At 61.5% G+C, this 25383-nt stretch carries 22 protein-coding genes and 2 pseudogenes; 11 read left to right on the top strand and 13 right to left on the bottom strand.

Features of this window, described 5'->3' with window-relative positions; all coding sequences use genetic code 11:
* Positions 1 to 34: 34 nt before the first annotated feature.
* The 4 genes from E0E18_RS07990 to E0E18_RS07975 all read left to right on the top strand — a co-directional run bounded on the left by E0E18_RS07990 (position 35) and on the right by E0E18_RS07975 (position 3997).
* The gene (locus tag E0E18_RS07990; protein WP_130840130.1) at positions 35 to 916 is read left to right on the top strand and encodes a hypothetical protein; all 882 of its coding nucleotides are present in this window, start codon (positions 35 to 37) and stop codon (positions 914 to 916) included.
* Positions 917 to 1140: 224 nt separating this feature from the next.
* Entirely contained in the window at positions 1141 to 1332 is a 192-nt protein-coding gene (locus E0E18_RS07985; protein WP_066585358.1) for a hypothetical protein, read from the top strand.
* Between the two features lie 135 nt (positions 1333 to 1467).
* Positions 1468 to 2424 carry an aldo/keto reductase gene (locus E0E18_RS07980; RefSeq protein WP_130840128.1) on the top strand — a complete coding sequence of 319 codons (957 nt, stop codon included), beginning with the start codon at positions 1468 to 1470 and terminating at the stop codon, positions 2422 to 2424.
* Positions 2425 to 3091: 667 nt separating this feature from the next.
* Entirely contained in the window at positions 3092 to 3997 is a 906-nt protein-coding gene (locus tag E0E18_RS07975; RefSeq protein WP_237559692.1) for an amidohydrolase family protein, read from the top strand.
* A 196-nt stretch (positions 3998 to 4193) separates the two neighbouring features.
* Here E0E18_RS07975 and E0E18_RS07970 read toward each other — a convergent pair.
* Positions 4194 to 5385 (bottom strand): annotated as a pseudogene (locus tag E0E18_RS07970) (IS3 family transposase).
* Between the two features lie 629 nt (positions 5386 to 6014).
* Between E0E18_RS07970 and E0E18_RS07965 the strand changes: the two are divergent.
* Positions 6015 to 7487, top strand: coding sequence for a phytoene desaturase family protein (locus E0E18_RS07965; protein WP_130840126.1), 1473 nt, complete (start codon positions 6015 to 6017; stop codon positions 7485 to 7487).
* A gap of 27 nt (positions 7488 to 7514) precedes the next feature.
* Here the strand turns inward: E0E18_RS07965 and E0E18_RS07960 are convergent, their stop codons facing one another.
* The 10 genes from E0E18_RS07960 to E0E18_RS07920 all read right to left on the bottom strand — a co-directional run bounded on the left by E0E18_RS07960 (position 7515) and on the right by E0E18_RS07920 (position 15065).
* Positions 7515 to 8018: a hypothetical protein gene (locus E0E18_RS07960; protein WP_130840124.1), complete on the bottom strand. Its 504-nt coding sequence runs from the start codon at positions 8016 to 8018 to the stop codon at positions 7515 to 7517.
* Between the two features lie 392 nt (positions 8019 to 8410).
* Positions 8411 to 9046 (bottom strand): ABC transporter ATP-binding protein, encoded by a 636-nt coding sequence (locus E0E18_RS07955; RefSeq protein ID WP_130840122.1) that lies wholly within the window; start codon positions 9044 to 9046, stop codon positions 8411 to 8413.
* A 56-nt stretch (positions 9047 to 9102) separates the two neighbouring features.
* Positions 9103 to 10440, bottom strand: coding sequence for an ISL3 family transposase (locus E0E18_RS07950; RefSeq protein ID WP_130840120.1), 1338 nt, complete (start codon positions 10438 to 10440; stop codon positions 9103 to 9105).
* Between the two features lie 132 nt (positions 10441 to 10572).
* Positions 10573 to 11040: an FAD-dependent monooxygenase gene (locus E0E18_RS14485; RefSeq protein WP_419866061.1), complete on the bottom strand. Its 468-nt coding sequence runs from the start codon at positions 11038 to 11040 to the stop codon at positions 10573 to 10575.
* A 271-nt stretch (positions 11041 to 11311) separates the two neighbouring features.
* A complete protein-coding gene (locus E0E18_RS07940; protein WP_130840116.1) occupies positions 11312 to 12364 on the bottom strand; it encodes a sporulation-delaying protein SdpB family protein in 1053 nt (350 codons plus the stop codon).
* Positions 12321 to 12866 (bottom strand): SdpA family antimicrobial peptide system protein, encoded by a 546-nt coding sequence (locus E0E18_RS07935; RefSeq protein WP_130840114.1) that lies wholly within the window; start codon positions 12864 to 12866, stop codon positions 12321 to 12323. Before E0E18_RS07935 ends, E0E18_RS07940 begins: the two co-directional genes overlap by 44 nt.
* A 6-nt stretch (positions 12867 to 12872) precedes the next feature.
* Positions 12873 to 13550, bottom strand: coding sequence for a sporulation delaying protein family toxin (locus E0E18_RS07930; RefSeq protein WP_130840112.1), 678 nt, complete (start codon positions 13548 to 13550; stop codon positions 12873 to 12875).
* Positions 13543 to 13932, bottom strand: coding sequence for an SdpI family protein (locus tag E0E18_RS07925; protein ID WP_130840110.1), 390 nt, complete (start codon positions 13930 to 13932; stop codon positions 13543 to 13545). The genes E0E18_RS07930 and E0E18_RS07925 overlap by 8 nt, the downstream gene beginning before the upstream one ends.
* A gap of 405 nt (positions 13933 to 14337) precedes the next feature.
* Positions 14338 to 14472 carry a hypothetical protein gene (locus E0E18_RS14325; protein ID WP_272914247.1) on the bottom strand — a complete coding sequence of 45 codons (135 nt, stop codon included), beginning with the start codon at positions 14470 to 14472 and terminating at the stop codon, positions 14338 to 14340.
* Positions 14469 to 15065: a hypothetical protein gene (locus tag E0E18_RS07920; protein WP_130840108.1), complete on the bottom strand. Its 597-nt coding sequence runs from the start codon at positions 15063 to 15065 to the stop codon at positions 14469 to 14471. Before E0E18_RS07920 ends, E0E18_RS14325 begins: the two co-directional genes overlap by 4 nt.
* Positions 15066 to 15263: 198 nt before the next feature.
* Here E0E18_RS07920 and E0E18_RS07915 point away from each other — a divergent pair, with 198 nt between their 5' ends.
* The 6 genes and pseudogenes from E0E18_RS07915 to E0E18_RS07890 all read left to right on the top strand — a co-directional run bounded on the left by E0E18_RS07915 (position 15264) and on the right by E0E18_RS07890 (position 23389).
* Complete coding sequence (locus E0E18_RS07915) at positions 15264 to 15827, top strand: recombinase family protein (RefSeq protein ID WP_337189536.1); 564 nt, start codon at positions 15264 to 15266, stop codon at positions 15825 to 15827.
* A 113-nt stretch (positions 15828 to 15940) separates the two neighbouring features.
* Positions 15941 to 16204, top strand: coding sequence for a hypothetical protein (locus tag E0E18_RS07910; protein ID WP_130840103.1), 264 nt, complete (start codon positions 15941 to 15943; stop codon positions 16202 to 16204).
* Positions 16205 to 16209: 5 nt separating this feature from the next.
* A complete protein-coding gene (locus E0E18_RS07905) occupies positions 16210 to 16482 on the top strand; it encodes a hypothetical protein (RefSeq protein WP_130840101.1) in 273 nt (90 codons plus the stop codon).
* 287 nt (positions 16483 to 16769) lie between these two features.
* Positions 16770 to 17961 (top strand): annotated as a pseudogene (locus E0E18_RS07900) (IS3 family transposase).
* A gap of 293 nt (positions 17962 to 18254) precedes the next feature.
* Entirely contained in the window at positions 18255 to 20720 is a 2466-nt protein-coding gene (locus tag E0E18_RS07895; protein WP_130840098.1) for an acyltransferase family protein, read from the top strand.
* Positions 20721 to 20734: 14 nt separating this feature from the next.
* A complete protein-coding gene (locus tag E0E18_RS07890; RefSeq protein ID WP_130840095.1) occupies positions 20735 to 23389 on the top strand; it encodes an acyltransferase family protein in 2655 nt (884 codons plus the stop codon).
* A 47-nt stretch (positions 23390 to 23436) separates the two neighbouring features.
* Here the strand turns inward: E0E18_RS07890 and E0E18_RS07885 are convergent, their stop codons facing one another.
* A complete protein-coding gene (locus E0E18_RS07885; protein ID WP_066585350.1) occupies positions 23437 to 24123 on the bottom strand; it encodes a hypothetical protein in 687 nt (228 codons plus the stop codon).
* A gap of 113 nt (positions 24124 to 24236) precedes the next feature.
* Positions 24237 to 25238, bottom strand: a complete 1002-nt coding sequence (locus tag E0E18_RS07880; RefSeq protein ID WP_130840093.1) for a glycerol-3-phosphate dehydrogenase C-terminal domain-containing protein — start codon at positions 25236 to 25238, stop codon at positions 24237 to 24239.
* Between the last annotated feature and the right edge of the window lie 145 nt (positions 25239 to 25383).

The following is a 25383-nucleotide window of genomic DNA, read 5'->3' as shown; positions in this document are numbered from 1 at the left end:
AACAAGCCTTTTCGATGGTGGCAGGAGTGGCTGGATGGCTGCGCGTGATGAGTGGGAACCGTTGGACGGCTGGAATGTACCGGTCCTGTTGCGTGGAAAGGTCGAACTGGTCGCCGACGGGCAATTGTCCTCTGGTGACGGTGGTCTGGTGAGGGGTCTGCGGGCGGCTGATGGGCAGGATCACTCCGGAGAAGCAGTTGAAGTTCTCGACTGGGAAGATCTGCAGATTCGGACTTACGACAACGGAATCCATCCAGCGTACTGGCCGCCGGACTTTTCTGAATACGGAGTCCGTTCCGGAGAAGGAAATAACGTCAAGGAGGCAAATTTCCTAGCGGCAGCAGCTGGCATTCAGTTCTTGGAGCGCGGACTGCATGAATACAATGCTGCCGGCTTGTGGGATCATTATTACGGCAATACTGGCGAACTCTTCGTGTTATCGAGTGCAGTTGTTGACCAGTGGATGGTAGAGATGAATACGGACTACGGCAGGGGTGGCCCCGGAGAATTCGTGGATCCACCGGGGCCACTGGTTCTCATGGACAGGGAATATGCGATAAATCGAGCGGTGCAGATTGCGAAGGGTCGGGGGGCATCGCTGAAATATACGTACTCTTCCAGATGGAGATTGACTGCCGGGATCAGTGGCGACTATGTGCATTCTCTTGGGCGTCATAGTTCTTCGACATTGACAACGGTTATTGCACGGCCGTACCCCAATGGCGTCACCTATGTTCAATTTGAGCAGGTTGTCTATTACTTCGATCACTATGATTTTGCCTACCACGATACTCGGTGGGGGGCGTGGCAGGAGAACATGGTGAATGTTGCGTACGAGGGTATGAGACTTGGAATTGCTAAACCATTTGAGGTCCAGGGAGAGAGTGCCCCTGTGACCGGTTTTAGGGCAGTCTAGGGACGGTGAGGTTCTGCAATCTTGATGACCCGGACAGGCGTCGCGATGCACGGGTCTCACTGTGGACAGTTTTGGCGGTTGTCCTTGTCGGCACCGGACTGGCAATTGGCTGGTGGGCATCTGATCTACTGAGTGACCGCTATCGCATTTTTCTTGAGGGCGTTTTTGGTATGGTTGATCGGCGAGACGTCAAGGTATCAAGGAATCCGCTGACGGGTGAAGGAATGCTGCTGCTACTCCTGTGTTCGGTCCCGCTCGTCGGCTATGTCGTGGCCTGGGTTGCCTGGGCGGTGCGGAGCCCTGCGGTGGGGAGGTTCCGAGACATATGGAAACTGTTTCTTGCAGGTGTTCTCGTGGCACTGTTCCCTGTCGTGTTGTTCATGTCCATCGGAGAGTGGCTTCTCATCGACGCGTGAGGGCGCGTGAGGGGTTGTCGATGCGGTGCCGGGCCCGGGGCCCGGTCGGAGGGCCCGGTCGGAGGGGCCGGTCGGAGTCGGTCGGAGTACAGCGAAGTTCTGAAGCACTCCGGGTCACCGGCGTAGCCTGGGGCCATGACTGACACCACCTCCCTGTTCTCAGACGCCCTGCCCGTCGTTCTCGGCGGCAATACCTTCGGCTGGACCTCGGACGCCGAGGAATCTCAAGCTGTCCTGGATGCTTTCGTATCCGGCGGTGGATCGCTCATCGACACTGCCGACATGTACTCCCAGTGGGGTGAGGGACTGTCCGGCGGGGAGTCGGAAAGGGTGCTCGGGCAGTGGTTCGCGGCGTCCGGAAAGCGCTCTGACGTGGTGCTCGCCACCAAGGTCGGCGCGATCCAGTCGGCGCCGGGTCTGGAGCGCGGCGTGGTCGACCGGAACCTCGACGACTCCCTGAAGCGGCTCCAGACCGACGTCGTGGACCTGTACTACTACCATTACGACGACGAATCCGTGTCTGTCGAAGACCAGGTCGCCACCGCCGCTGCGCTGGTCGAATCCGGCAGGGTGAAGCACATCGGGCTGTCGAACTACACGCCGGACCGGATGCGCGAGTTCTTCCGCATCGCCGCAGGTTCGCCCGCCGCCCCGGTCGCGATCCAGCCCCAGTACAGTCTGCTGGCCAGGTCCGGTTATGAGAAGGACTACGCACCTGTGGTCACCGAGCAGGCTGCTGCCGGGCATGACGTCGCCGTGTTCTCCTACTTCTCATTGGCGTCCGGCCTGCTCACGGGCAAGTACCGTTCTGCCGGGGACATTGCCGGAACGTCTCGTGAGGGAATGGTCTCCGGATACCTGGCAGGTGTGGCTGACCCCTTCGCCGTTGTCTCGACTCTCCTCAGCGTGGCTGAGGGTCGCGGGCAGGAGCCCGCGACGATCGCCCTCGCCTGGCTGCGGGCGAAGGGTGTCACGGCTCCGATCGCCTCTGCCCGGACGGTGGAGCAGGTCGGTCCGCTGCTCGCCGGGGCATCGCTCGTCCTTGACGATGACGAGGTCGAAGCCCTGGATGCGGTGTCCGCCAACTTCTGACCTGCCGTTCGGTGAAGGTTCGGTGCCGTGTGATGCAGTGATGTTGCGTGGCGCGGCGTGTTTCGGGCGTGGCGTCCGCGGGTTGTGCTCTGAGTCCGCGGGTTGTGTCGGTTCTGGGCGAAAAGCGACACAACCCGCGGACTTCTGACACAACCTGCGGACGCCACGTTGTCAGATCCCCTGCATACCTGCAGTGCGCGTAGAGAGTCCGCGGGAACGGCATGAACGTCCGAAGAGTATCTGAAGAGACCTGACTGAGGTTTTTCTGTAGGGAATCCACAGAGAGTCCACAAGGTGGGCGCAGGGTCGGCGAGCCTGTGGACACAGGGTGTGACAGGACGTCGGGAGTGCAGTTGACTTGGCGTCCATGAACTCCGGGGGAGAATCGCGGCAGGGGTTCCGCGAACGCACTGCACACAGCACGCCACCACAATCACCACAGCCACCACAGCCACCACAGCCACTACAGCCACCACAGTCACCGGGCCCGGTCACTCCCGGTGCTCTCCTCCCGCTTCACCGCGAGTGCACACCGACGGACTGGTACATCAGGAGGATCCCCTGGCGCCGGTCCAACTTTCCTTCTCCCGTTCCCGACTGCCGGCCCTTCACCCGTGCCGAACTCACGCGTCTCGGAGTGTCCAGGGCGACCCTCCGGGACCGGTGGGTGAGCGTCGACTACGGCATGTTCATCCGCGATGAACAGCAGTTCCCTGAGACGTCATCTTCTACCGTGTACGGGCGTCGGATCCACCCGGCGACCTTGGTGCTGGCTCACCTCATCCGGCATCCGCGTCGCATCGCGACCTCTTTCGCGGCTGCGGTGTTCTACGGCATGAGGTACTTCGTCGATGGTGAGCAGCTCGAGTTCCTTGCGCCGAAAGGCACCCGCCGGTCGGCATGCCCACCGCACGTGATCCTGTGCCCCACCAGGTACATTGAGCGTCACCGCGCTGCTGCGTCGCCGGTGCTCGACGACCGTCCCTACCTGCTGCGTACGGATCCCCGGACCACCCTGTCGCGGATGCTGCGCAGGGTGTCGGTGCCGGACGCCACCCGTGACCGCTGCTGGCAGGTGCCTGACCTGTCGACGGTGCGTCCGGGATTCACCCGGGAGTTTCTGAGGTGCGTGCAGGTCAGTGATGCTTTCCATCAGGCTCTGGGGGCGACGGTGGTGGGCAGTCCGGCAGCGCTCGGGCTGCCGGGAGGGGTGGATGCCACGGACGCGGCCCGTGTCCTGGGCTACACGGATATCGGGGCGGAGTCGCCTCCGGAGACGGTGCTGCGACTGGCGGTGGGGGGTCTGGCCCCGGGGCTGCACAGCCAGGGCCCGGTTTTCCGTGACGACGGTACCCTGCTGACCACCCCCGATCTCGCGTGGGAGGACAGGGGGCTGCACCTGTTCTATGACGGTGTGCACCATCTGCGCCGGGCGCAGCGTGACCATGATTCGAGGGTCCTGGCGGTTTTGCAGCGTGACGGTGGCCGGGTGCTGCGGGTCACGGCCGGGGATCTCCGGGACGTCAGGGCTGTAGCCGCCCTGCGCCGGAGGGTGGCGGTGGCGCTGGGGTGAGACGGTGGGCCGGAGAGAGAAGCAGGGGGGACGCCACCCGTGACCAATCTGCAGTCACCCGTGACCACTCTGCAGCCACCGTGCAGCCACCGTGCAGCCACCGTGCAGCCACCGTGCAGCCACCGTGCAGCCACCGTGCAGCCACCGTGCAGCCACCGTGCGGGGGACTGCTGCGCGGATAGGTGACAGGGTGTAGTCACGCCGTCAGTGCGACGGTCGTGTTCATGATGGTCTCGAACTCGATGGGCGTCAAACGGCCCAGGCGTGCCTGTCTGCGGCGTCGGTGGTAGGTCCGCTCGATCCAGGTGACGATCGCGATGCGCAGCTGCTCGCGGGTGGTCCAGGCTCGGCGGTCGAGGACGTTCTTCTGCAGCAGGGCGAAGAACGATTCCATGGCGGCGTTGTCCCCGCTGGAGCCGACGCGGCCCATGGATCCGACCAGGCGATGACGGGCCAGAGCGCGCAGGAACTTCCTGCTACGAAATTGACTGCCCCTGTCGCTGTGGACGATGCAGCCGGCGACGTCGCCGCGCATCGAGACGGCGTTCTCGAGCGCCTGAACGGCCAGGCGGGACTTCATCCTCGAGCCGATCGAGTACCCGACGATCTTGCCGCTGCAGGCGTCTTTGATGGCGCAGCAGTAGAGCTTGCCTTCGGCGGTCTTGTGCTCCGTGATGTCGACGAGCCAGAGCTGGTTCGGGGCGTCGGCGGCGAAGACGTGCCGGGTCCGGCCGTGCTCGTCGATGACGGCGCAGAGGTCGTCGTGGACCGGCGGTCCCGGCTTCTTGCCGTTACGGCCCCGCTTCTTCCCGAACGCGGACCACCAGCCGTTCGCTGAGGCGATCCGCCACGCGGTCCGGTCCGACATCGCCTCACCCGCGTCGCGGGCCTCGTCGGCCAGCAGCCGGTGCCCGAATTCTCCGGTCGTCGCGGTGTGCGTCGAACAGCGCGTTCGCGCGATACGCCTCCACCACCTCGCTTGTGGTGATGGGGTTCGCCAGCCACCGGTAGTAGGGCTGACGGGAGAGCTTGAGCACCCGACACGTCACCGTCACAGGGATCTGCTTCGGCGAGCTCCGTCACGAGCGGGTAGAACCTTTTCCCGGCAGGTTCGCCTGCGACAGGTACGCCGCCGCACGCCGGAGGACCTCGTTCTCCTGCTCGAGGAGCCGGTTCCGCTTGCGCAGCTCACGGATCTCCGCAGCCTCGGTTCGGGTCGTTCCGGGCTTGGCTCCGGCGTCGATGTCGGCGCGACGCAGCCACTTCTGCAGCGTCATGGGGTGAACGCCGAAGTCTTTCGCGATCTGCTCGATCGTCACTCCGGGCTCACGGTTCCTCGCGACGCGCACGACATCGTCACGAAACTCGGACGGGTAAGGCTTGGGCACAGCAACATCCTTCCAGGCCCACCCCACGGCAAGCCAGATCAGATGTCACCTACTCGCGCAGCAGTCCCNTCCGGGCTCACGGTTCCTCGCGACGCGCACGACATCGTCACGAAACTCGGACGGGTAAGGCTTGGGCACAGCAACATCCTTCCAGGCCCACCCCACGGCAAGCCAGATCAGATGTCACCTACTCGCGCAGCAGTCCCGGATGGGACATCCGGGCCGTTTGTGGGTATGCTCATCGGCGAGGCTTTCTCCACGAGGGGTAATCGTGGGGCCAGCGAGCGTCACCAGGGCTGCAACCCGGGTGGCGCTCTTTCTTTGCGCTTGAGAGCTACCTTACACCATTGTCATTACGCAGGTAGGCATGCATTTTGCGCGAATTCCTACGCCGATGAAGAATCTCCGATCCTCACCCTGCTCGTCGACGAACTCACTGACCTGTACCGATCATCTCCTCGCCTGCATCATCAACTTCTTCTTCGAAGAGGGGCTGCCGAGATGAAGTTTGTAGGTATGCCGCACCGCGTCCTTTCTGAAGGACCCCCCCGGCTGATCACCGAGGTCCTTCAGTTGTTCGTAATAAGGCAAGAAGACCTACTGAACCGCTGTGTTCTACTGTCGACGCTATGGCACTCTCCAACAAAACCCGTCGTGCTCCTCGCACCGCCACTATCGTCGGATCCGGACCCAACGGACTCGCGGCTGCTGTGATCCTCGCCGATGCAGGGGTGGCAGTCACCGTTGTTGAGGCCGCGGACACCATCGGCGGTGGGACCCGCAGTGCTGAGCTCATGATCCCTGGCGTGATCCATGACATCTGTTCTGCAGCCCACCCATTGGCCCAAGCCAGCCCCTTCTACCACCGCTACGTCGACCAACTCACTGCTCATGGTCTACGGTTCACCACTGCCAAAGTGGACATGGTTCATATCCTTGACAAACATCGCAGTGCTGCACTACACAATGCAGCCTCTCGCACTGCCGATGATCTCAGCAACTACTGGGACACCCGCGCTTGGCGCACCACCTTCGGACCGCTCGCTGACCGCGCCGACAACATCGCCGATGAGTTCCTCCGCCCGATGCTCCACGTGCCCCGGCATCCACTACTGTTCGCAGGGTTCGGGATCAACGCCGGCCTCCCAGCATCCTGGTCAGCACGTCGGTTCCGCAGTCCCGAGGCCCGCGCTCTGTTCACCGGTATCGCCGCCCACGCCTTCACCCCGTTGAACCTGCCCGGCTCCGCAGCTCCAGGAACCATGCTCGCCGTCGCTGGACACAAGTACGGCTGGCCTGTCGCTGTAGGGGGTTCGCAGGCGATCGCCGACGCCCTAATCGGTCTGCTCGGATCCCTCGGAGGCAAGGTCGTCACCGGGCAACGAGTCACTGAACTGGCAGAAATCGCCTACGCCGACATCATCCTTCTCGACACCTCCATAGAGACCGCAGCTTCCATCCTCGGCCATGCCCTTCCAGACAACATCGCGAGAAAATGGAACAAGTTTCGTCGGGGCCCTGCTGTTGCCAAGGTTGACTACGTCATCGAAGGCGACGTTCCCTGGACGAGACCTGATGCACAGTGCGCTGGCACCGTCCACCTTGGAGGAACCGCAGAACAGATCGCCGCAGCAGAGAAGGACTGCTGGCAAGGACGGCTCCCCGAGCAGCCGTTCACCCTGGTCTGCCAGCAGTATCTCGCCGATCCCACCCGGTCAACAACCATGAACGGAAAGCCGATTAACCCACTGTGGGCCTACGCTCATGTGCCTTCCGGGTGGGACGGAACTGAACAGGAAACCTACGAGTTGGTGACTTCTCAGATTGAGAGTAACGCCCCAGGATTTCGTGATATCATCATTAGTCAGATTGCATCTCCTCCGTCGAAGGTGGAGTCCCACAACTCAAACAATGTCGACGGGGACATTTCTGGCGGCGCAAACAATCTTGTTCAATTATTTGCTCGACCTCGATTCAGCACCAACCCGTACAACACTGGAGTTCCAGGGATCTATCTCTGCTCATCGTCAACAGCCCCTGGCGCTGGAGTACACTTTATGGGAGGAATGAACGCAGCACTACACTCTTTAGAGTATTTCTAGGGTAAAGAACGTATGTCATGCGGCCCGCTATTGCAATCCTACGACATCTACATCTCCGGCGATGGCAGCAATCAGAGCTGGAACCAAGGAAATACCACCAGAAAACCAATAGCTAATCATACCAACAGGGATAGCTGCCCCAATACCCGTATCAACAGAGAGGAAATTATTATTCTCCCTCTTTCTTCCTCGGACTAAAGAACAGTACACAATCGAAACAAATGACCACGCCAAAGATTGAACTGGGTGGTACGGCACACCACTCGCCCACTGAAAACAAGAACCAGTCAAAGCCAATATCGAGATAATAACCCAACGCCAAACCATCTCACCGGGCAAATCCAATCTAGTGGCACGCCAGACGGCTGACGAAATAACTCCCCAACCGATCAAAAACACGACTCGGCCAAATAAGCCACAAACTGGACCAACGGAAAACCAAAGTAGCGACACTACAACCATTAGTATCGGCAGATACCCGCGTCGGCGAATCCTCCTGAGCATCAAAGATAAAACCTTCGGACGAAGCATTCCGCGAGTAACAATCGAAGAACTTCGCAGCCAAGAAGCGGAATATATTTCAGAGGACCTCTCCGAGTCAAACAGAATCGGAGAAGTCAAAGTCATTGTCCGCGTAACACCATTATCCAAGACCTCTGGAAGCCTACGAGGAGGAACAATACCCATAACAAACCGTATTATCCCACCAATCCCAAGTCCGACAACAGAGAAAACAGCTATCTGCAACCACCCGGAACTATGAATACCAGGAAACATTTTCGAAGGACGGAGATCCCACTCCCACCTATCCCTAGAGACGGATCGAAGGGGAAACATTCGTTCAGCCACGTAAGATAAAAGAATGATAGCGGCCATTGAAGCCACAGCGCGAACGACAACCATGAAGGTAAGGGAATCCATCATTATACTTCAATCGTCCTGGAGGCTGAATTTATAATTGCGCCAGAGTGGGAGGCCACTATAATCGTAAAACCCTCACTTGCCATCAAACGCAACTGGTCACATAGAACCTCTATCCATGAAATGTCGAGATGTCGCTCGGGTTCATCTAAAACAATAACGGGTGCGGCTACGGCAAGTTGGAGAGCGAGGTTTGCACGTTGGCGCTGACCGCTGGACAGTCTCGCAGGTAAAGTATCAGGAAGGTCTTCCAGTTCCCAAACGAGCACTCTGTCCAAAATCTCGTTCACATCGATGCTAGTCCGGATAGAGATCAGGTCCAAGTGTTCTCCCAGGGTATATTCTGGGAAAAAAGAGGGGTCTGCGATCCTGGTTACCAAACCAGCAGAATCGGGAGAGGCCGGGTCGAGGAACCGAAGCTCACCTGCGTCACCCACCTTGGCAGATACACGAACTGCCCCATCTATCGTCTCTAATTCTCCGGCAATAGTATCGATTAAAGTAGATTTACCAGAACCATTAGCACCCGTAACTACGACAAAATCGCCTGGGTATATTTCTGTAGAAATTGAACCGATCGTTTGACTATGACCGAAGGTGCAGTCCAAGTACAGACTGGCGGTAGGAGAGTGAGGCATAGTGCATATACTAGCAGAGAGCTATAGCCGAGTGCTGATAATCGGCTCTTCCGGTTTTAGAGTGCGTTGATTCGGTTCTTAAGCCCTCCGGAGTGGATCAGTGACCTGAAGATGTAGTTGGCTTTGTTCCTGAACCCCAACGCGATACCGCGCAGGTGCTCCAACCTTCCGTTGATGGCCTCCACCGGACCGTTGGACGCCCCGGTGTCGAAGTACGCCAGGATGTCCGTCAGCCGCCTCCACAACGTCCGACCCAGACTACGAAGCTCGGTGAGCTCGTTGGGCACACCCTTACGTAACCGCTTGGCGAGCTTGTAGAGTCGCAGTTTCCCCGCCCGCCGGTCCTCATCCTGGTACGCGGCGATCAGGTCCTGATACATTTTCCAGGTCACTTGTACTGCCACGTGTTCCTCGGCGGTGAGGACCTCATCGAGGCGCTCGGCCCGTTTCCTGGTCACGAAGCTGATCCGGGTGAGCATCGTTCGCCGGATCCCGTACAGCGGATCGCCCTTACGCCCCCGGTGCCCCAGGGTGGCGTTCTGTACCCGCCGGCGACACGCATCCAACTTGTCGGCGGCCAGGCGGACGACATGGAACGGGTCCATGACCGTCCGGGCCCGGTGAAGGTGCTCACCAGCAGCTTTCGCATACCCGGTGTACCCGTCCATCGTGGCGACTTTCACCGTGTCCCGGAAACCCTCCGACCTGGCGGCCAACCAGTCGCCGAACACCTCAGCACTCCTACCAGGCACCATGTCCAACAGTCGTGCCGGGCCGACCCCGTCGACCTGTGGTGTCAGGTCCACAATGACGGTGACAAACGAGGCCGAGCCGTCACCACGGACATGTTTCCACTTGTGCTCGTCGACGCCCAGGACACGGACGTGGTCGATACGCGACGCCTCACCGTAGGCCAGGGCGCGGCACGCGGTCACCGCCAGGGTGTTCACCGTGTCCCAGCCGAGGCCCAGCGCGCGGGCGCAGGCTTTCACACTCAACTTGTCGATCGCCATGCGCTGCAGGATCCAGCGGGTCACCCGACGGGTCACCGAAGATCGCCGGGCGGCGGTGGTCGGCAGTCCCGCGCGGTAGATCGTCACCTCACAGTCGTCGTTCGTGCACTGCAGGCGGGGTACCCGGATGTGCAGCAGGGCGGGGTGCCCGGCGATGGGAAGGTCAGTGAGGGTGCGTTCGACGTGGTCGCGGACCCGGCCGTCGTGGTGGCACTGCGGGCAGGTGATGTCCACGGCCGTGGCGACCGGGCGGCAGAACAGGTGGGTCACCTCCCCGGCGTCGGCGGCGTTGTCGATGGACAGGCCGAGTTCTGCGGTGCGGCAGATCGTATCGGCGACGATGTTCGGGGCAGGGGTAGAGGTGACGGTAGGGTGAGACATGGATCCTGTGGTTGACGAGGTGGTGATTAGACACCTTCATCTTGTCACCGCAGGGTCCTTTCACGTTCCCGGCCCCTGGGGATCAATGGTCCCTACATGTTGTGGTGGCCCACTTCGAGGGCTTCACACCCGCTACGCACTCTTAAGCCGGAAGAGCCCATCTGCCCCGACGATCCACCGACTTCTGAATGTTTTTTTGCCGACAGCCGTTTCACACACCGATTCGACATAGTCCCCAGTAGAACTCGCGGTACGAAGACGACACCTTCTGTACACACGCACCCCAAGGTCCAGACACCGGCGCTCTAGAATCCGAACGAACTCCGCCTGCGGCCAGTACTGAGGCTCAGCACCGTACTCGTGCTCCGGACTTCGCAGAGTAAGCGCTCCCTCCACACACCCGTAGTGGTACGGCCACGAAGTGCGCGTTGACTCAGGACTCACCAGACCCCTCCGCGCAAGCACCTGCCGAGTCCGGGCATGGATCAACCCACCCCGTGGAACCGCCACCACCTCGTCCAGAGACTCGGTCAACGCCACGGAGACCCCGCACAAAGCCAATTCCCCAGTCAGCAAAAATCCCGCAGGTCCTCCGCCCACCACCAGCACGTCAAGCAATGATCGCCCAGCTACGAAACAGTAAGACCAATAGTCGGAATGCCTCCAGTTACGAAGGCCGGACCCCCGCCAATAACGGTAACGAAGCCACCAGCATTAACCCTCCCCGCAGACGACGAGCAATGTAGCCCCGAACCAACATCGGAGAACATCCTGTTCACAACTGCATCAATCTGCTTTGCGCTCATATCATTACTCCTCGATCAGCCTAGTAACTAACATTCGAGCATAGAAATCTACACTACCATGTTTCCTACGTTTCGACTACCCTTACGTGATTCTCCGTCCCGCTAGAGTGCGTCAACTCGTCTCCCGACCCCTGCCGAGCCCCATCAGCGACGTCGGACGACGCTTGCTGATCAATACTCTTTGAATTGGATTCCGGGATACCTTCTTCATATTCATCTTCACGCTTCACTAGCGGCAAACAACAAACAACGACCGACCCGATCATAATGATCCCAAAACTCCAAAGACCCATCAATGCGATAATCCCAGCATGGAGGACTACATCACATATTACTACGATTCTTCGAATTACCTTGCTTCCGCTAAATAGTATCCCGATGGCAATAACCATTTCCAGAGCAAGGGCACCCCAGGACATGAGTATCGTCCCCCATGGCTGCGACGTAAACCACAGGACTAGGCTTTCTGCCGGCCCAGACGTTCCGAACATAGAACCTCGAACAATATAATATTCAGCTGACCCATCAACCCATTCCGGAACACCGAATTTTGCGATTGTTGAGTCGAAGTATATATATGCTACCTGAATTCTAACAGCCCAGATAAATACAAACCCAACGAAGTTTGCAATTCCGACCCTCGAGTATCTCGAATGCTTCGACCAGGCACAAATTCTACGGTCGCCGAAACACACAGGAATGAGCAAAAGCGTAATAACTCGCGCAACAGCCTCTCCGCCATCAGGAAGACTCCATGATATACCAATGGACAGGCATATCCACCAATGCAATATCGAGGAGTATCTAGGAAGGAATCCCGTTATTACCCACACGAGAACAACTGAAGCTATTACATTGTTCCATGAATTTCCAGCTGGCGAAACACAGTAGAGAGATGCCGTCTGAGAAAAAGAGTCACAGTGAGGGAAATCCGGAAGTCCGAGTTGGGGCGCGAAGATATTCCCCGTGCCCGTGAATACAATAACCGTTAGATGCGCTGCGGCTATTATGCTACGCCCGATTTGAAGTCGACGATAGTCGATACGAAACCCGGAGACGTAATCGTATACCCGATCAAGAGCATTTAACGTTGACATGCCCGACTTTGTTGTATTCATATTCCTCGTCTAGAATTTCCCTATATGACCAAGATGTTATTTCTCTTGACATAATCAGTGCATCCCCGCAGATTGTCGGGTCATTTGAAATGCTAGGAATGCTATCTACCTTTCCTTTTTGACCGGCGGAGATGCACTCGCTTTCCGACGAACACTCATTCCAGGATTCAATACCCCTTACGATTGCACCCAACTCAACACCTTGAGCCCGCTGGTCCCGAGAAATTCCTAACATGTTACTGGACTTATTTTGCGGGGTTTCAAGTATGTATGAATGCTCTTCATTTGAATAAGGTACGTACTCCTCCTCTCTCGGAGATCTCGTGAAAAACGCCCAATTCTGCGGCGCCAAATCCACAAAAAACGTTCGAAGAGATGAGTTTGCACCATTAGAGATTACATTATGCGGTAGAGTGAAAAATAGCGACGTCAAGAAGAAAAGGAATGCCACCAACAGAGACACTATTACTGCAATTCTTCTGGGGTGATTCCTGTCAGCCATCGTTCCCTACGACATTTTCTTTAGCTCTTGCGTAAGCTTTGCGATTTGCTGCTCACGATCAAACTTTGAAACCTTGTCACTGTTGAAGTTATAAGCAAGGACCACCGTTGCGACGGCAGCGGCTGCACCTGCAACTACCAGCATGGTTGCGACTGCGACGTTTGCATAGACCACGCCGTTTGCGAGTGCTTCCGCAGCCGTAATCGCGTCATGCCAAAGGCCCACATGGCCTTTCCACTTGTAGTCAGATACCTGAGGCTGCTCGACCTTACTGTCTACGTGATCGATGGTCGCACGGGACATAGAAGTAACGTCTTTGAGCGCCTCCTCAACCCTACGAGGGTCTCCAGAAATTACTGGTTCTGCCACATCATCGTGGAAATCTGAGTGCTCGGCCAAGAAGTAGTCAGCGAAATCGCCAGCAGCTTCAGGAGTTGGCTTTTCCCGATCGTCGGAAAACCCGAGATCACGAACTACATTCGGGTGCGAATCGGCAAGACTTCCGGTTCCAGTCAACAGAAGCATAACTAGATCTTTATCGTTGACACTCTGCTTATTGGCGACCGACTCGACGGATGCTTTTTCTGATCCCTTTTCCACTCCCTGAGCATGAGCAGCGCCACACCCGACCAACAGAGATGAAGCTACGATCGTAACAGTTATTCTTTTTCCAATTTTAGTCATTCTTAACACCTTCCATTTCGTTTATCCTGCGAGCCGCCGAATTTGCAACTATAGCCGCACGTATCAGACCAGCAAGGATTACAATATATCCCAATGCGCCAACTATGATCGCGAATATTGGATATGAATTCAAAAATATAGCCACTACTATCAGGACGGCCGCTATTCCAATTGAAACAATGCCGGTGGATTTGAGGATTGGAGCCGCCTTTTTGTGCCCTTCGCTCCATGCCACATCTGATTTTTTGGTTTCTCGCGTTCGAATTCCGTAGGATCCATTTCGTGGATTCTTCCCTTTTAGGGAAGACTCTGCCACGTCAATAACTAAGTATCCAAGCAGCAATATTCCTACTGCAGCAATGAGCGAGGGTGCTAACACCATTTATTAAGCTCCTCACTCATGGTCGGAACTTTCCGGATATTTAGAATAGTATTTGTGAGGGATTATCCTATCCTTTCTTAATTTTTATTTGGTGATGTAACTTACCATATCGACGCCACCGTGTCAAGAGGTTTTGCGAAGGTTCTTATTGATTAGTGGACATGAGCATCCGCCGACGTCAGGCTGTTGCTGTGGTTCGGTGAGCACCCGTCGCGCTTCCCTGCTGTTAGCCCAGCCTTTATCTTTGGGCTGGGACACGATGGTGAGGGGGCTGAGGATGTGTTGGGGGAGGGAGTGTTCGCAGTCCTTCTCTTGTTCGTAATATCGTCTATAGTCTCGCTGAGCCGATTTCGGACACCGTTCCCTAGAGTCCCGGTAGACACGCCGGGCTCAGCCAGACATCAATCACAGCCGGCCGACGGAGGCTGGGTCGACCATGACGACGGCGCCAACGATCCAGAACGGACCCCAGAAGCCTCCGGTAGGAAACGGCCCCTCCGCCAGGACGGTGGTCGCCGCCGCAGTGACAGTGGTGGTCATGATGCACTCCTGCCCTGCCGGTTGTGTTCGTCGGCCATCGCGTCATAGATCTGGACGTACAGTTCCCGGGCCTGCGGGTCCTCCTGGTCCTGCGGCAGGGCGAGTCCGCGGTACTCCAGCGAGGTCAGCAGAGCGGTGGCGAGGTCGTAGAAGTTCTCCGACCACAGTGTCTGCCGCTCCTGCGGCCACAGATCCTCGGCCAGATCCCCCATGTCCTGCCGCAGGAACATGTCGCACGCCCGGGTCTTCCACGCCTCCGGCGACGACTTGAGGACATCCTGCTCCAGGTCCACCACCTCATCGGCAGTGAACCGTTCAACCTCGGCGTCCACCATGAACAGCTCGTCCAGGTAGTCCGCACGGACCTGTCCCTCGACGTAGGAGTGGATCCTGTCGAAGATGTCCTGCAGATCCATCCCCTCCGGCCACCGGACAAACCCACTGAGGTATTTGCCCCGCAGCCACTGGTACTTCCGGTCGTACCTGACACTCACCGCCGTCTCGACCGTGGCGTAGTACCGGTCGGCCTCGGCGTCGGTGACCGCCGGGAACGCTTTGCGTAGCGTGTCCCGGACCTCGTCTCGCGTGATCATCGCAGTGTCCTTCCTGGTCAGTGACCATGTCGGGCGGGTCAGCAAGAAAAAACGCAAACCCTGTTTCATCGTGGTGTCCATATAGGGTATACCCCAGACGTACATATCGGGACGCCGTCAACGCTCCTGTCCGATAGGGTGTGGTCCATGTCTAGAAGCACAGTTCAGTCTGAATCACTAGACCCTGGCGGACAGATCGTGGGCTATGCCCGCGTCAGCACCACCGACCAGAACCTCGACCGACAGACTGACCGGTTAACCGCCGCCGGCGCCCAACGGATCTTCACCGACACCATCACCGGGTCCACCCGCGACCGTCCCGGCCTCGATGCTGTTCTGACCTACCTCCGCGCCGGTGACACCCTCACCGTGGTGAGCATGGACCGGCTCGCACGTTCACTACGAGACCTGCACACCCTCGTCGACGAACTCACCGCCTCCGGGGTCCGGGTCCAGTTCCTCCAGGAGGGACAGACCTACTCCGACGACCCCTCCCCCTCCAGCCGGCTCCTCCTGAGCATGCTCGGAGCTGTTGCCGAGTTTGAGCGATCCATCATCCGGGAGCGACAGGCTGACGGCATCGCCCGGGCCAAGGCCCGCGGCGTCTACAAGGGGAGGACACCTGTGCCGACTGAGAAGATCGAACAGGCCAAACAGCTCATCGCCCGCGGCATGCCGAAAGCACGTGCAGCACGGGAACTCGGAATCTCCCGGTCAACGCTCTACAAGCATCTTGACGAGAAGTCCCCTGACCGCCGGTAGGCCCGAGCGCCAGATCCCTGTCGAACATCGTCGGCTTGGCGACCACTTCGCCGTCCGAGAGACCAGTAGAGTTCGCAGGACTCACCTCACCACTGTGACAGGAAGGGCGGACCATGGTCGACTTCAATACACTGAGGGGTATCGACGGATACCGGGAGGCGTTCCCGACCGTCTTCGACGGCATGAGCGACGCCGATGCCAAGCGCGTCGTGTCGTCGGTCCATAGCAGCGTCCTGTCAGGCTGGGAACCGTCCACTGACGCGGTGCAGCGCGTTGCCGATCGTGTTCTACGCGATGGGCCGAGCTGGATGACCGACGAGGAAATTGACGCGCTGGTTTCCCAGCTTTCGACAGCTGAGCCACGAACGGAGAACTGATTCCTATGTTCCTGGAGCCTACTGAGGGTCGCATCTATTTCGCCGAGTTCGACGTGATGAAGTCCGTCGCCGCCAGCCTTCGCGCGGCATACTCCAACCGCGTCCGTGCCGCCGACACCGAGGCGGAAAAACAGTGGTGGGACAACCGCCGGCTGGCCCTGCCTGAGTTCACCAGGGACGCGGTGGACACTGACCGGAACGACCTTATCCTGCGCACCCGCCTGATGCGCGAGGAGTTCCTGCGCATCGGCGGGTTGGCCGCCCCTGAGTGTGACTGACCGTGGTGGGACGCTTCACTGCCACTGCGAAAGGAAAGACCGTGGTCGACTTCAGCACAATGAAGGGGCACTTACGGCTACCGGGAGGCGTTCTCGAGCGTCTTCGCCGGCGTCAGCGACGAAGACGCTAAGCGGATTGTTCGAGCTGCCCACAGCAGCGTCCTGGAGGGATGGAAGCAGACCGCTGCAGAGATGCAGTCCCTGGCCTCCGACATCCTTGGGACTGCTGCGCGAGTAGGTGACATCTGATCTGGCTTGCCGTGGGGTGGGCCTGGAAGGATGTTGCTGTGCCCAAGCCTTACCCGTCCGAGTTTCGTGACGATGTCGTGCGCGTCGCGAGGAACCGTGAGCCCGGAGTGACGATCGAGCAGATCGCGAAAGACTTCGGCGTTCACCCCATGACGCTGCAGAAGTGGCTGCGTCGCGCCGACATCGACGCCGGAGCCAAGCCCGGAACGACCCGAACCGAGGCTGCGGAGATCCGTGAGCTGCGCAAGCGGAACCGGCTCCTCGAGCAGGAGAACGAGGTCCTCCGGCGTGCGGCGGCGTACCTGTCGCAGGCGAACCTGCCGGGAAAAGGTTCTACCCGCTCGTGACGGAGCTCGCCGAAGCAGATCCCTGTGACGGTGACGTGTCGGGTGCTCAAGCTCTCCCGTCAGCCCTACTACCGGTGGCTGGCGAACCCCATCACCACAAGCGAGGTGGTGGAGGCGTATCGCGCGAACGCGCTGTTCGACGCACACCGCGACGACCGGAGAATTCGGGCACCGGCTGCTGGCCGACGAGGCCCGCGACGCGGGTGAGGCGATGTCGGACCGGACCGCGTGGCGGATCGCCTCAGCGAACGGCTGGTGGTCCGCGTTCGGGAAGAAGCGGGGCCGTAACGGCAAGAAGCCGGGACCGCCGGTCCACGACGACCTCTGCGCCGTCATCGACGAGCACGGCCGGACCCGGCACGTCTTCGCCGCCGACGCCCCGAACCAGCTCTGGCTCGTCGACATCACGGAGCACAAGACCGCCGACGGCAAGCTCTACTGCTGCGCCATCAAAGACGCCTGCAGCGGCAAGATCGTCGGGTACTCGATCGGCTCGAGGATGAAGTCCCGCCTGGCCGTTCAGGCGCTCGAGAACGCCGTCTCGATGCGCGGCGACGTCGCCGGCTGCATCGTCCACAGCGACAGGGGCAGTCAATTTCGTAGCAGGAAGTTCCTGCGCGCTCTGGCCCGTCATCGCCTGGTCGGATCCATGGGCCGCGTCGGCTCCAGCGGGGACAACGCCGCCATGGAATCGTTCTTCGCCCTGCTGCAGAAGAACGTCCTCGACCGCCGAGCCTGGACCACCCGCGAGCAGCTGCGCATCGCGATCGTCACCTGGATCGAGCGGACCTACCACCGACGCCGCAGACAGGCACGCCTGGGCCGTTTGACGCCCATCGAGTTCGAGACCATCATGAACACGACCGTCGCACTGACGGCGTGACTACACCCTGTCACCTATCCGCGCAGCAGTCCCCNCGAGCGGACCTACCACCGACGCCGCAGACAGGCACGCCTGGGCCGTTTGACGCCCATCGAGTTCGAGACCATCATGAACACGACCGTCGCACTGACGGCGTGACTACACCCTGTCACCTATCCGCGCAGCAGTCCCCGGTCACTCTGCCACAACTTCGGCGCCACCCTGCATCACCCCTGACCGTCACGGCCCCGCTGACATCGGTGTTCGTCATCTGACTTCGGTCCGGGCACGCACATCTGTAGTGTATGGGCGTTATGAATTCGACCGCTCCCCGCTCCTACCGTCGGGACGTCGATGGCCTTCGAGGGTTGGCGATAGCTCTCGTGGTCATCTTCCACGTCTTCGTGGGACGGGTGTCTTCCGGCGTGGACGTCTTCCTGCTCGTCGGCGGCATCTTCTTCTTCGGGCCGCAGATCCGCAATGCCCTCAGTCCCACCGGGCAGACTCTGGTCCAGTCGGTGGTGCGGCTGTTGCGGCGTCTCTATCCTGCTCTCCTCACGGTGGTGACGGTGACCATGGTGGCGGGGCTGGTGGTGTATTCCCGGCCGAGGTGGGTGCAGACGGCGCAGGACGCCGCGGCGTCCCTCCTCTACCGTCAGAACTTCCACCTGGCGTCCCAGGGGCAGGACTATGCCGCGGTCGGTCGTGACGTGAGCCTGTACCAGCACATCTGGTCGATGTCTGCGCAGCTGCAGATCTACCTGGCGTCACTGGTGGTCATCGTCGTTGTCGCGTGGCTTGTCCGCAGGTGGCGTCGGGACGGTTCCGGGGTGCGTGCGGTGAGCGCGGTGACTGTCCTTCATCTGCTGCTCGTCGTCGCGACGGCGGCGAGTTTCGTCTACGCGGTGTACCTGCACAGTGTCGACCAGGGGTGGAACTACTACTCGCCGGTGAGCCGTTTCTGGGAGATCGGTCTCGGCGGTCTGCTGGGTATCTGGCTGGTCAACCGGGAACTGCCTGCGGGTGTGGCGAGGTTCCGTGTCCCCGCCGGGATCGTGGGGGTTGTCCTCATCATTGCGACGGGACTGTTCCTCGACGGCGCGGCCCAGTTCCCCGGCCCGTTGACCCTGATCCCCCTGACGGGTGCGACGCTGGTGATTCTGGCGGGTAATCCTGTCGCCGACCGGTCCGACCGTGCCGACCGGTCCGGTGACCTGGTGGGTGTCTCTGCTGTGCTGGTGACCCGCCCTTTCCAGTTTCTGGGCCGGGTCTCCTACAGCCTGTACCTGTGGCACTGGCCGTTGCTGGTCCTGGCCACGTTCCATTTCTCCACGGTGACGGGGCCGACGCGCACCGCCGGGGTGCAGGGCATCACCGCGACCCTGGGCCCCCGGAGGGGCGTCGCGGTCGGTGTGGCGGTCATCGTCCTGTCCCTGGCACTGGCGTGGCTGACCCAGCGCTACATCGAGACTCCGCTGCGTGAGGCGCGTAAGCCGACGCGGTCGTGGTGGCCGGCGTCACGGGAGGCGTTGCGGAGCAGGCCTGCGGTCGCTGTGGTGGGTACGGCGGTGGTGGTCAGTGCCGCGGTGGTGTCCACGGGGCCGGTGATGGAGTACCGGGAGAATGCCCGCCTGTCGGCGATGGACGCCGAGGACCTTGACCCGGCGCAGTACCCGGGCCCGCGGGCCTTCCTGGAGGACGCCCCGGTTCCTTCCGACGTCCCGGTGCGTCCCGATCTGAGCAGTGAGAAGCATATGCTGCCTCCGACGCAGGATGACGGGTGTTACGCCCGGTTCAGTGACACGGACATCGTGCTGACCCACGATTTCAACGATTCCTCGGAACCGTGTGTCTACGGTGACGTGAATTCGCGTCGAACGATCTATCTGGCAGGTGGTTCGCATTCGGAGCATTACCTGCCGGCGTTGGACGTGGTGGCGAAGTCGCAGCACATCCGCATTGTCCCGATCCTCAAGATGGGGTGTGTGCTGGGTATGCCTCTGCCGCGGCTGGGTGGTGACGAGTACCCGGAGTGTGCGGAGTGGGACGCCAGGGCCCAGCAGTACATTTTCGACAATCCGCCGACTGACGGGGTGTTCATGACGGTCACCCGTCCGACGACCATCGAGGGCGACGGCCCGGACCAGACGCCCACGGAGTACGTGGACATGGTGAGGAAGCTGTCGGACGCCGGGATCCACACCTGGGGCGTCCGCGACACCCCGTGGAACATGCAGGCCCCGGGTGAGCAGGGGAATGGACGCCTGTGCGTGGCGGAGGGACTGCTCGGTGACGGCCCGGGCCAGGACTGCGGGACCGACCTGAACCTGGCTATGGCCGAGGTGAATCCGGCGCTGGTGGCGTTGGACGGTCTCGATGTGACCGAGGTTGACCTGACGGATTCGATGTGCCGCGACGGCCGGTGCCCGGCGGTCGTCGGCAATGTCCTGGTCTACCGTGACGGGCAGCATTTCACTGACGTTTTCTCCCAGATGCTCGGCCCGGAGCTGGAGCGTCAGATGTTCGACCCGGATGCGGTCGCCGCGATGAAGAGCGCACAGGAGAAGGCGGTCGCCGACAACGGCGGGACGTCCGGTGTGTCGGGCGAATTGCTGCCGAAGGATGTGCGCCGCATGCCGAAGCCGGGCGAGGAAGGCTACGTGGAAGGCTATGACGCCGGTACCGCCGCAGAGGATGACGGCACCGCCACCACTTCCGCCACCACCTCACAGGGGAGCCCGCCGGCACAGCAGTCCACTGTTGACGGCTCCGCGCGGTAGGCTCAGTCACCGCCATGATCAGTACTCTCGACAGGCCGGGGGAGCCCCGCCGACGCAGTCTCCTGCACCGCAGGGACATTGACGGCCTGCGTGGACTGGCGATCGCCCTGGTGGTCGTCTTCCACGTCTTCGTCGGCAGGGTCTCCTCCGGTGTCGACGTGTTCCTCCTTGTCGGGGGAGTGTTCTTCTTCGGTCCGCAGATCCGCAACGCCCTGAACCCGGCGGGCCTCACCGTGGTCCAGGCGTTCCTCCGCATTTTCCGTCGCCTCTACCCGGCTCTCGTCGTGGTGGTGGGGGTCACCCTGGCGGTGGCGGTGGCGGTGTTCGCCCGGGTGCGGTGGGAGCACACCGCCGGGGACGCCGTGGCGTCCCTGCTGTACCACCAGAACCTGCATCTGGCGTCCGAGGGGGAGGACTACTCCGCCATCGGTTCCGACGTCAGCCTGTACCAGCACATCTGGTCCATGTCCGCACAGATGCAGGTGTACGCGGGAAGCCTGCTGGTCATCACTCTCGTGGTGGGGGTGGTCTCCACGCTGCGGAGGAAGCGGGCGGGTGGATCACCGGCCCGTGGCCTCCTCATCGTCGCGACAGCGGCAAGTTTCATCTACGCCGCCTACCTGCATGCCACGGACCAGGGCCTGAACTACTACTCGCCCCTGACCCGGTTCTGGGAGATCGGTCTCGGCGGGATTTTCGGCCTGTACCTGCTCAATCGTCCTTTTCCCCGCAAGGTCCGGGTGCCGGCGGGGGTGGTCGGCGTGGTGCTGATCATCGGTACCGGCCTTTTCCTCGACGGTGCCGCGCAGTTCCCGGGACCGTTGACCCTCATCCCGTTGGCGGGCGCGGCCCTGGTGATCCTGGCGGGCAACGCCGACAGTGCCGAAAGGGCCGGTACCACCGCCCCTGTCGGCGTCCCGGCCCTGCTGGTCACCCGCCCCTTCCAGTTCCTGGGCAGGATCTCCTACAGCCTGTACCTGTGGCACTGGCCGCTGCTGGTCCTGGCGACGTACCTGTGCTCCCCGGACTCCACCACGGAGGTGGCGTCAGGTGGACTCCACGGCATCACCGCCTCCCTCGGTGGCACCCGGGGGACACTGGTCGGTCTCGGCGTCATGGCCCTGTCCCTCCTGCTCGCCCAGCTCACCTACCGTTTCGTGGAACGTCCGCTGCAGCAGCAGCGCAAGCCTCAACGGTCGTGGGTGCTGTTCCGGCGGGGGTACCTGGCCGGGCCGTTACGGACGGGGAAGGGCCGGGCGAAGGCGGTCGCCGCGGTACTTCTCGCGGTGGTCACCGGTGGCGTCATGGGTTTCAGCCCGTGGGTGCGGGCGGCCAACGAGAGCAGGACGAAGGCCCTCACCGTCGCCGACGTGGACCAGTCCCTGTACCCGGGGCCGGCGGCCCTGCTCGACGACGCCCCGGTTCCTCAGGTCGGGGAGGTTCTCCCGGATCCGATCAACGCCGACCCGATGATGGCGGACTCTCTCAAGGACGGCTGCGTCGCACTGTTCGACACCACTGACCTGGTGTTCACGAAGATGACGAACACCACTGACGAGCCGTGCGAGTACGGTGACACGGAATCATCGCGCACCATGTACCTGGCCGGTGGGTCGCATTCGGAGCATTTCCTGCCGGCACTGGACCTCATCGCCAGGGAACGGCACGTGAAGATCGTGCCCGTCATCAAACTGGGCTGTGTGCTCGGGATGGGTGACCTGCCGAAGTGGGACGGTTCCGAGTATCCGGAGTGCGCGGAGTGGGACAGGAAGGCCCAGCAGTACATCCTCGACAATCCGCCGACCGACGGGGTCTTCATGACCGTCACCCGTCCCACGACCATCCAGGGCGACGGTCCAGACCAGGTCCCCGCCGAGTACGTGGACATGGTGAGGAAGCTGTCGGACGCCGGGATCCACACCTGGGGAATGCGTGACACCCCCTGGGTGATGAGCAGCCCCGGCGTCCAGGGCAATGTGCGGGTATGCGTCGCCGAGGGCCGGTACACCGCGGGGGACGCCACGAAAGACTGCGGCATCGACCGGGAAGAGGCGGTCAGCGCGGTGAACCCGGCGGTCAGCGCCTACCGTGGTCTGGACATCACCGAACTGGATGTCACGGACGCCCTGTGCACGGACACCCGCTGCCCGGGAGTGGTCGGCAATGTGCTGGTCTACCGCGACGCCCAGCACCTGACGAACCTTTTCGCGGCGATGCTGGCACCGGAGATCTACCGCCAGATGTACGACGGCGGGTCGATCAGCGGTTCGGCGTCCGCCACCCGGGGCCCTTCAGCCACCGGAGGAGGGGACACCACCGACGGTCCTGCGCCGAAGGACGTGCGCCGGGTGCCGAAGCCGCTGGAACCCGGCTACACCGAAGCTGACCCCTCCCTGCTGGAGGAGGATTCCGGTGCGGGCAGATCGACAGCACCGTCGCGCCCGGCGTCGCAGTCTCCGACACGTCCGCCGGCAGCACCGGAGCCTGCCCCCGCACCTGCCCCTGAGCCTGCACCGGTGCCGGACACGGGTGGAACCGGCGGGGTCGTGGACAACGACTACGACGGGTACGACGACTACACCGGTGCGGTGATCCCCGGCGGGGTGGCGGACCCGGCGTACTACGGCAACTACTACGGCAACCCGTACGGCTACGGATACGGATACTGACGCCGGAGCGGGCGGGAATCCCCTGGCGGGAATCCCCCGGCAGCCCGTCAGGAGTCGTCGTCGCTGACCTCCATGAGGTCGCGGACGGTGGCGAATTCGTCGAGCCCCATCTGCTCCAGCATTCCGGGACCCTCCTCAGGCCACACGTCGGCCCCGTGGACGGGCAGGAAACTCAGGGAGTCCCCGTCGGGCAGGCAGAAGACCACGGAATCCTGCGCGGTGAGGTTGAGCAGGGCGTCCCCGAGCAGGTCGTCGGGGAAGAGGGTGACGAGGATGACCTCTGTGGGCCCGTCGGCGGAACTGTCGGCGTCCCCGTCACCGGGGGCGACGGCACCCACCACCTCAGGCAGTGAGACACGCAGCTCCGGTGCCGACCGGATCCCCTCCAGGTACGCCTGTGCCAGATTCTGCCGGTGCAGTCGCAGGTTCGTGTCCTCGTCCTGGAGGGTGCGTACGAACACGGGGGCCGTCGGGTGGAGGAACTCCTCGGGGCGGGTCTCCTGGTCCACCGCCCATTCCGCGTAACTGCGGAACTCAGGGGAGGGATCGCCCGAGAGGAACTGCAGGTCCCTGTTCGCGGCGAACTTCGCCTCGGAGAGTTTCGCGGCGGATCCCGCCAGGGGGGCGTTGATCCCGTAATAGGACCACTGCGGACTGGTGGTGGGGTTGTGCCGGAAAACAACCTGTGCGATGAAATCTCCGGGGGAGACGGGGCCGGTAGCGGGTTCGGTCATGGTGTGCCTCCGATGTTCAGTGGCGGTGCGCCGGGGTTCCGTGCGGTACCGGAGGTGCGGGAAGGTCGGTGAAGCCCGGGCAGATGATCATGCCCCCAGTATGCCGCAGGTGTTCACACCAGCGTGGGAAGCACCTCCCGGAGGATCTCACGCGCCGTTTCCTCGCACGCTGCCCGGTCGGCGGGGACGAGTCCGATGCGGGTGCGCCGGTCGAGCAGGTCACTGACCGTCAGAGCGCATTCGTGGGTGACGTGGAACTCCAGTTCCGCCCGGACGACGTCGATGTCGTGGGTGCTGTGGCCGACGGTGTCGAGGGGATTGTCCACTGTGGCGTCCCGGAGGACCTCGGGGGCTTCACAGCCGAACCTGCCGACCATCGACGTGGGAAGGCCGTCGAGGTCCGCTGGGTCGACCCCGGCGGAGGATTCCGCGGTCGGTGCGCCGACGACCGGGGTGGACGCCGTGACGCACGGACCGGCGGTCACCCCGGATCCGGCGAGGAACCGGGCCGCGGCGTCGACGGCTCTCTCGGCGACGAGCCGGTATCCGGAGTGTCCGACCTCCGGGGCCGTGACAGTGCCGGGGAAGTTCTCTCCGGGGATCGTCCTGCCCGGGTCCGGTATCCGGGAGCCGGTCGCGTCACCGGTCGTGTCGATGATCACCCCGGCCTCGACCTGGAAGACCTCGGGGAGGGGGTGCCTCAGTTCCTCCCTCAGCAGGTCCGTGGCAGGTCCCGAACCCGGTCCTGAATCCGGTGCCGATTCCGGTGCCGGGTCGGTGCAGGGGGGCAGGGTGTCTGTCAGGGTGACGCGGGCGACGGTGCCGTCGGTGTGGATTCCGGTGGCCCCGCAGTACGTCAGCACCCGGGCACCGTAGCCGGCGGCGGTGCGGGCGAGTGCGGCGACGAGGCGACCGTCGTCGACGTGCCGGACGCCGCGGAACAACCCGTGCCCCGCTTCAGCCCCCACACCGTGCCCCACACCGTACCCGATGCCGTGCCCCATGCCGTGCCCGCTGAACAGGGTGAGGATCCGGGCAGGCAGAGGACGCCTCCCGGTTGTACCTGCTCCCGTACCCGCACCCGTCCCTGCTCCCGGGCTGTCTCTTATGCACATCTGCACCTTCTGACGCTGCCTGCGAATAATACAGTCTCAAGCTTATACAGAACTGGCGCTGCCCAGACAAATGTATCTGCAGCATCTGTGCACATATAGAACAATACATTCTCAGAGTAGCTACTTTATAACAGCACGCGCGACA

The sequence above is a fragment of the Corynebacterium neomassiliense genome (genome assembly GCF_900626215.1).
GTDB classification, from domain to species: Bacteria; Actinomycetota; Actinomycetes; order Mycobacteriales; family Mycobacteriaceae; genus Corynebacterium; species Corynebacterium neomassiliense.
This window is presented reverse-complemented; position numbering and strand designations above follow the sequence as displayed.

Excerpts from the sequence above, each read along its gene's own strand:
- E0E18_RS07980 (WP_130840128.1), top strand. The coding sequence starts at position 1,468 with ATGACTGACACCACCTCCCTGTTCTCAGACGCCCTGCCCGTCGTTCTC.
- E0E18_RS07940 (WP_130840116.1), bottom strand. The coding sequence starts at position 12,364 with ATGAATACAACAAAGTCGGGCATGTCAACGTTAAATGCTCTTGATCGG.
- E0E18_RS07985 (WP_066585358.1), top strand. The coding sequence starts at position 1,141 with ATGCTGCTGCTACTCCTGTGTTCGGTCCCGCTCGTCGGCTATGTCGTG.
- E0E18_RS07960 (WP_130840124.1), bottom strand. The coding sequence starts at position 8,018 with ATGCTTCGTCCGAAGGTTTTATCTTTGATGCTCAGGAGGATTCGCCGA.
- E0E18_RS14325 (WP_272914247.1), bottom strand. The coding sequence starts at position 14,472 with ATGACCACCACTGTCACTGCGGCGGCGACCACCGTCCTGGCGGAGGGG.
- E0E18_RS07965 (WP_130840126.1), top strand. The coding sequence starts at position 6,015 with ATGGCACTCTCCAACAAAACCCGTCGTGCTCCTCGCACCGCCACTATC.
- E0E18_RS07925 (WP_130840110.1), bottom strand. The coding sequence starts at position 13,932 with ATGGTGTTAGCACCCTCGCTCATTGCTGCAGTAGGAATATTGCTGCTT.
- E0E18_RS07895 (WP_130840098.1), top strand. The coding sequence starts at position 18,255 with ATGAATTCGACCGCTCCCCGCTCCTACCGTCGGGACGTCGATGGCCTT.
- E0E18_RS07890 (WP_130840095.1), top strand. The coding sequence starts at position 20,735 with ATGATCAGTACTCTCGACAGGCCGGGGGAGCCCCGCCGACGCAGTCTC.
- E0E18_RS07910 (WP_130840103.1), top strand. The coding sequence starts at position 15,941 with ATGGTCGACTTCAATACACTGAGGGGTATCGACGGATACCGGGAGGCG.
- E0E18_RS07920 (WP_130840108.1), bottom strand. The coding sequence starts at position 15,065 with ATGATCACGCGAGACGAGGTCCGGGACACGCTACGCAAAGCGTTCCCG.
- E0E18_RS07955 (WP_130840122.1), bottom strand. The coding sequence starts at position 9,046 with ATGCCTCACTCTCCTACCGCCAGTCTGTACTTGGACTGCACCTTCGGT.
- E0E18_RS07950 (WP_130840120.1), bottom strand. The coding sequence starts at position 10,440 with ATGTCTCACCCTACCGTCACCTCTACCCCTGCCCCGAACATCGTCGCC.
- E0E18_RS07990 (WP_130840130.1), top strand. The coding sequence starts at position 35 with ATGGCTGCGCGTGATGAGTGGGAACCGTTGGACGGCTGGAATGTACCG.
- E0E18_RS07880 (WP_130840093.1), bottom strand. The coding sequence starts at position 25,238 with ATGTGCATAAGAGACAGCCCGGGAGCAGGGACGGGTGCGGGTACGGGA.
- E0E18_RS07885 (WP_066585350.1), bottom strand. The coding sequence starts at position 24,123 with ATGACCGAACCCGCTACCGGCCCCGTCTCCCCCGGAGATTTCATCGCA.
- E0E18_RS07930 (WP_130840112.1), bottom strand. The coding sequence starts at position 13,550 with ATGACTAAAATTGGAAAAAGAATAACTGTTACGATCGTAGCTTCATCT.
- E0E18_RS07905 (WP_130840101.1), top strand. The coding sequence starts at position 16,210 with ATGTTCCTGGAGCCTACTGAGGGTCGCATCTATTTCGCCGAGTTCGAC.
- E0E18_RS07935 (WP_130840114.1), bottom strand. The coding sequence starts at position 12,866 with ATGGCTGACAGGAATCACCCCAGAAGAATTGCAGTAATAGTGTCTCTG.